The sequence below is a fragment of the Pedobacter jeongneungensis genome, from assembly GCF_039538295.1.
In the GTDB taxonomy this organism is placed as follows: domain Bacteria; phylum Bacteroidota; class Bacteroidia; order Sphingobacteriales; family Sphingobacteriaceae; genus Pedobacter; species Pedobacter jeongneungensis.
This window is the reverse complement of sequence record NZ_BAABBY010000036.1, coordinates 1-1088: the sequence shown is the minus strand read 5'-3', so window position 1 is coordinate 1088 and position 1088 is coordinate 1. Positions and strand designations below refer to the sequence as shown.

Sequence of the window (1088 nt, the reverse complement as noted above, 5' to 3'; positions counted from 1 at the left end):
ACCCTGGCGGCAAGGTTGACAGAGGCCGACTGCCCGACCCCGAGGGTCTGGGCCTGTCCATCGGTACAGAATATGTAGCTCCGGAAAACGAGGTTGAAGAGAAACTTGTTGAAATTTGGAAGGAGATCCTTGGAAAGGATCGGATCGGTATTAAAGATAATTTCTTTGATCTTGGGGGAGATTCAATAAAAATTATAAGGCTATCCAAATTAATTAGTGATTTTTTGGGTAAAGAAATAAGTGTCACTGTTTTGTTTCAATATTTTAATATTCAGGGTTTTGTGGGTTTTATCAGCCAGAAAACTATTGAACAAGAAGAAGATTTTGATAGAAATGGAATCATTGAAGACTTAAATAAAATAAATTTTTGACAGTATGAATAGAGCTTACAATGAATTGGAAATTGCGATAATTGGTATGTCCTGTCAATTTACAGGTAGTGGTAATTATTTGGATTATTGGCGAAATATTGAGACTGAAAAGCATCTGATCAGAGCCTTTACGGATGAAGATTTATTAAAAAGAGGAGTATCAGCAGATCTTTTGAAGAATAAACTATATGTTAAATCTGAAGGAGTTTTGGATGATAAAGATTTATTTGACTCTTCGTTTTTTGGATATACGCCTGATGAGGCAGCGGCTATGGATCCTCAGATAAGAATTTTTCATAAGCAGTGTTGGGCAGCATTAGAGGATGCCGGTTATTCTCCATTAATTGGAAAACAAAAAATAGGCCTCTTTGCCGGAGCATCTAAAAATTACAACTGGAAGATTTACACAATGGCAAGTAATCAGGTATCTAAAATTGATCCATTTTACCTGGATATAATTTCAAGCCCAAATTTCATAAGTTCATTAATTTCTTATAAATTAAATTTACAGGGAGCTGCCTTCTTCATTGATACAGCTTGCTCAACTTCTTTAGCTGCTGTACATTCTGCCTGTAGAAATTTGTTAACAAGAGAATGTACGATTGCTTTGGCAGGGGGAGTTAGCATCCATACCCAAAAGCAGAAGGGTTATTTATATCAGGATGGTATGATTGCTTCTTCCGACGGTCACTGTCGTGCTTTTGATAAAAATGCGAG

The 1088-nt window shown here is 36.5% G+C and carries 2 protein-coding genes; both read left to right on the top strand.

Annotation, left to right across the window (positions count from 1 at the left end; genetic code table 11):
* On the top strand, positions 1–371 hold a 371-nt coding region (locus tag ABD769_RS24920; protein ID WP_344854074.1), incomplete at its 5' end, for a phosphopantetheine-binding protein.
* Positions 372–375: 4 nt separating this feature from the next.
* The coding region (locus ABD769_RS24915; protein ID WP_344854073.1) for a beta-ketoacyl synthase N-terminal-like domain-containing protein at positions 376–1088 on the top strand (713 nt) is incomplete at its 3' end.